General features: G+C 66.2%; 5 protein-coding genes. 1 reads left to right on the forward strand and 4 read right to left on the reverse strand.

The annotated features are described in order from the left end of the window. The 4 genes from AAGI46_15660 to AAGI46_15675 form a co-directional block, all read right to left on the reverse strand. On the reverse strand, positions 1-529 hold a 529-nt coding region (locus tag AAGI46_15660), incomplete at its 3' end, for a hypothetical protein (GenBank protein ID MEM1013644.1). Positions 530-735: 206 nt separating this feature from the next. After that, positions 736-1,002 (reverse strand): twin-arginine translocase TatA/TatE family subunit, encoded by a 267-nt coding sequence (locus AAGI46_15665; protein ID MEM1013645.1) that lies wholly within the window; start codon positions 1,000-1,002, stop codon positions 736-738. A 25-nt stretch (positions 1,003-1,027) separates the two neighbouring features. Continuing rightward, a complete protein-coding gene (locus AAGI46_15670; GenBank protein MEM1013646.1) occupies positions 1,028-2,152 on the reverse strand; it encodes an RluA family pseudouridine synthase in 1,125 nt (374 codons plus the stop codon). Next, positions 2,149-3,117: a hypothetical protein gene (locus AAGI46_15675; protein ID MEM1013647.1), complete on the reverse strand. Its 969-nt coding sequence runs from the start codon at positions 3,115-3,117 to the stop codon at positions 2,149-2,151. Before AAGI46_15675 ends, AAGI46_15670 begins: the two co-directional genes overlap by 4 nt. Before the next feature lie 299 nt (positions 3,118-3,416). Between AAGI46_15675 and AAGI46_15680 the strand changes: the two genes are divergently transcribed. Beyond that, a partial coding sequence (locus AAGI46_15680) for a HEAT repeat domain-containing protein (GenBank protein MEM1013648.1) occupies positions 3,417-5,082 on the forward strand: 1,666 nt, incomplete at its 3' end.

A 5,082-nucleotide genomic window follows, 5' to 3' on the forward strand; every position in this document is an offset into this window, starting at 1 on the left:
CACCGCCACCACCAAAGCCACCGCCTCCACCGCCGAAGCCTCCGCCACCGCCGCCGTTTCCGCCACCACCTCCACCGCCGCCGATGTTGATGTCGGCGATCGTGAAGTTCGGCACCTCGACAAGCAGGTCGCGAATGTCGTAGACCCGCAGGACCAGCGTCGCCTCTTCCTCGGCCTTTGTGGTGATGCGGACGATGCCCTCGTCGACGAAGATCGCCAGCGGCTCATCCTTCGGTATCGAGCGGAGCATGAACCGCAGGAACGTCCGGACCGAAGCCCCGCGAAGCTTGACGTTGACGGGCGATTCCCGCGTCACGCCTGCAAACTCGAGCACGGCCCAGTCCGCAACGATCGGCAGACCGGACTGACGACTGACAAACTGAATCGCGTCTTCCAGCGGCACGTCATCCAGCGCGGTCTCCGGAAGCGCGACACGCGTGAACGGGTCAGGCTGGACCTGCGCCATCACGGTCGGCGCGACCGACCAGGATGCGAGTGCGATGATCGATGCAGCAAGGGTCCGCTTCATGGTGCTGGGTTGGGCGTTCGATGGAAGTCACATGTTACCACGCACTCCATCGAAGCAGAACGCAAAGCGAAGCGTCGCGTCTGGTCTGATGGGTGCGCCGAGATGACTCCGTTTCCAGTTCGTTCCGACCCGGTCCGACGCTTCGCTCTGGACTCGGCTTCGGACGATCGGGTGCGATGATGTCGAATGGGAGTGCGCGCTGAACTTCACGCGTTTTCGACCTTCTCGGCTTGGTAGGGACGGGCTTCGGGTTCCTGTGCGGGTTTGGGAAGTGCCGCAGGCTTGTCGCTTTCAGACTCGATCTCGTCGGTCACGCCCTTGAGGCCGCGTTTGAACTCGACGATGCCTTTGCCCAGGGATCGCCCGACTTCGGGAAGACGTTTGCCGAACAGCAAGAGTCCGACGGCCCCGACGATGAGCCATTCCCAACCGGTGGGCATCCAGAACGCGAGCGGTAACGTGAAATCGTGCATGGCAATGGGGCAGGCCGGCCCCATTCTACACGCTCTCGGCCGGTTTTTGTTCCCCGGAATCGCGAAGACGTGCCAGCAACGCCGCAATGTCGTCCTTCAGCGGGGCGGCGATCGTCATCGGCTGGAGCGTGCGCGGATGGGTGAACGTGATCTCCGCTGCGTGGAGGGCCTGGCGCGAAAAGTGCCTCGTCTTCCCGTCCTGGGAATATTCGATCACCCGACCGCCGTACATCGTATCGCCGACGATGGGATGACCCTTGTACGCCAGGTGCACCCGCAGCTGGTGCGTCCGACCCGTGCGAGGTTTCAGGCGAATCAGCGAAAAACCCGTCGGCGGGGCCTTGTGGTGCTGGTCATTCGCATGGCCACCGCGGGCAAAGGTCAGGCCGGCCTGTTCGGGTGAGACGTCGAACGACTCCTTGACCTGGTACTGCGTCGTCGCCGTCTTGCCGCCTTTTTCGAGCTTCCGGACGGCCATGCGTTCTCGGACGTAAGCATCGGGGCCGATGGGCATGTCGATGACGTCGCCGAGCAGCTGCGGAATGCCGTGGGCAAGAGCGAGATACGTCTTCTTGATGGTCCGATTTTCGAACTGCCGGCCCATGCGCCAGTGGGCCTCGTCGCTCTTGGCGACCAGCATCACGCCCGTCGTATTCTTATCGAGCCGGTGCAGAATGCCCGGCTTGCTCGGGCCGCGGATGGTCGACCACTGCTTGGCGTAGTGAACAAGGCCGTTGACGAGCGTGCCGTGCCAGTTGCCTCGGGCGGGGTGGACGATGAGGTCCGCCTGCTTGTTGATCGCCAGGATGTGCTCGTCCTCGAACAGCACCTCGAGCGGAATCGGCTCGGGCTCGATCAGCTCGCGCTTCGGCAGCGGGGCGTCGACGACGATCTCGTCCGCCTCGCGCGGGTTGTAACTCGCCTTGCCGGGTCGGCCGTTGACGGTGACCCGTTTGTCCTTGATCAGCCGCTGCACCTCCGCCCGGCTGAGGTGACCGACGCGATCGACGAGGTACTTGTCGAGCCGATTCGACAAGTCACGCGACGCTCGGAACGTCAGCCTGCGCGACGGCGGACCGTCGGCGACGGGCGTCGAGGTGACGGGGTCGTCGTCGTTGTCGAAGTCGTCCTCGGCCGGCTGGTCGATCACGGAACCAGCTCGATCACGGGACGCGTGGTCGGACGCGTGACCGGAGATGTCGGCGGTGCATCGAGCGTCAGTTCGCCCGTGACGCCACCGCCAAGGAACTCGTCGAGACGCGAGCCGATGTCACCCTCGTTCGAGTCCGCCGGCGTTTCGACCTCGGGACTTGGCGGCGGGACCGAGACGAGCGGCGACCGGTCGCTGAAGCGGTCGAGCTGAGACACGCGCTCTTCGACGTCCTGCCGAAGCGGATCGGGCAGGGCTGCCTCTCCTAGCAGCGCGTCGTACTGGACGCGTGCCTGGTCGAAGTCGCCTCGCTCCTCGGCGACGGAGGCGAGGCCGAAGCGTGCGGCAAAGCGGAGCGTTGCGCTTGCCTCGTCGTCCTCGACAACCCGCGCGTACGCGTCGGCCGCCTGATCGAGACGGGCGTCCGAAGCGGCAATCGGCACGAGCGGTTCGTCCGGCCGGGTCGCAGGCAGCGGCGTCGGGAGCGTTGCGAGGTACCAGTGAAAATCGCCAGCCGTGCGCCATGCGACGGACGAGGCACCGCCCGGCGCACCCTGCACGCCGCTCATCGCAGGGGTGAACGCCGCATCGAGCCGTGCGACCTCCCGCGAGAGTGTGTCCTCGGGCAGCCGGGCACCGACCTGACGAAGCTGTCTGGCCGCGTCCGTTGCCTGCCGAAGGGCGACGAGCTGATTGCGTGCGATCTCCTCCGCGGCCCGATCCTGCCGGGTCTTCCACTGGAAAGCGAAGATGACACCAAGAGCGCCGATTACAGCGATAAAGAAGAGATTCTGGTTGTCTCGGATCTTCTCCCAGAGCGCGACCAGACCTCGACCGAGTGCACTGTCGGAGAGGACATCACCGCTTCCGCCGGCGCCCGTCTGGCCGGGTGCGGGCGGACCGTCGGGGGACGAGGGAGCGGAGGAGGGCGGCGTGGTGTCGAGTGCCTTCGGATCGGAGGCCATGGCGGAGCGTAGTCGAGCGTGTGTCGATGCGTGGCCGGCATTGTCGAGCCCAGTTGCTGAGCGTCGTTATCGGCCGGGCAAAAGGGGGCGTTGGAGCGTGTGCGAGTGGCCTTGTGGCTTGACACTCGCGGGAGGTGCCGGGACACTCGCCCGCCGCGGTCGGCCCCTGGGCTGACCCGCCCCGCCTGCTGCGTCGGTTCCCGCCGACGTGTCCCCAACCTGCGACGGCATCGGACTGGGAGGTCTTCCCGGACGGGCTCGTCGCCCCAGATTCGCCCGCTTCGTAGATGCCCACGCCCATGAGTCGGAGCCCTCGCCGCCGTGCCGCTGTTCGTCTTGTGCCTGCCGCCCGGCACGGTGCCCGCCTCGCACTTGCCCTGGCCGCCACGGCCGGTCTGGCAGCGATGGGCGTCGCGACCGCACCCGCATCCGCCCAGGTCGTCGAAGAGCAGGGCCCGCAGCCGTCTGAAGAGCTGCTCCAGCTTGTCGAGGACTACTACTTCACCGCGACGATCAGCCGGCACGACGTCGCCGAGCGATTCGGCCAGCAGATCATCGACTCGTCGCCCGAGCCCGAAGCCCTCCTCGAAGCCTTCCTCCAAGTTCACGACCGGCGTAACGACCCACTTACCGGGCTCGACGAGCGACTCAACAACTTCCAGAACCGACCCGAAATCGCCGAAGTCTCTGGCGAGCTGGTCGAGATCATCAACGACGGCCGACAGGCTCGGGCGACGCGTCTGAGCTTCATCCAGTTCCAGGTCGAACGGCTCGGCCGTGGTGCGAATGCGTATTCCAACGGCGTCGCAAACCTTCGCCTGAGCGGCGAGTTCGCAACGCCGGTGATGCTGTCTTATCTGCAGGACCCGGACGAGCGTGATCTCCACCCGTCGATCCGACGAGCTCTGGTCGATCTCGGCCTTCGGATGGTCAGCCCGCTGATGGCGGCGACAAAGGCGACCGATCCGGAGCTGCAGGTCGAGGTCATCACGGCCCTTGGCGATCTCGGCTACCCGGAGGCGATTCCCTACATCCTCGAACAGGCCGAGGCCAACCCGGGCGGTCAGGTCGCACAGGCGTCGATGATCGCGCTGGGCAAGCTCAATTCGCAGCCCGGTGCCGACGCGGCTGAGGAGTACCTCGCACTCGGCGAGAAGTTCTGGGATCGCCAGACCGCCATCACGCCAGACGACCGGTTCGACGGCGCGAACATCTGGCGTTGGGAGAACGGCAACCTCGCCGCGACGACGGTGCCGGCTGAGATCTTCGACGAGCTCATGGCCATGCAGACGGCCGGGCAAACGCTGTCCCTCGGCGAGCAAGGCGGAGCAGCCGGAACCGTCCAGGATGACGCGCTCGCCCTCTGGCTCGCCAGCAACTACCGCCGCGAAGTCGAGCTTCCTGAAGGTGCCACCGACACCACACGCCCTAGCGACGATCCGTCCGCCGGCTACTACGGCACGCAGGCGGGCGTGAACTACCTGCAGGCCGTGCTGGCTCGCGTGATCGATGACCGGTCGCTTCCGCCAGACAGCCGCTATGACACGTCCGCCGTGGCGACGGAGACGATCCGGTCGCTGCGTGAGGTCGTCGGGCAAAGCTCTTTCCAGGCTGAAGCCTCGCCACTGACGCAGGCCTTGAACTTCCCCGATCGCCGCGTCGGCATCGAAGCCGCGATGGCTATCGCCCAGGCACTTCCGATCGCAGCCGTCAATGGCGGCGAGCAGGTCGTTCCGCTGCTGGCCGAGGCGTTGGTCCGTGACGGCAAGCCGACGGTGCTGCTGGTCATGAACGACGAGGACGAGCTCAACGCGACCGCAGAGGACCTGACCAGTGCCGGCTACCGCGTCGAAGCGACCACCGACGGGCCCGACGCGATTCAGCGTGGCGGACGCCTGCCGGGCGTCGACGTCGTCGTCATCGACGAGCGACTCGGGCGGACGACGGTCAACAACCTCGTCAACC

The organism is Planctomycetota bacterium (assembly GCA_038746835.1).
Classification (GTDB): Bacteria; Planctomycetota; Phycisphaerae; order Tepidisphaerales; family Tepidisphaeraceae; genus JBCDKH01.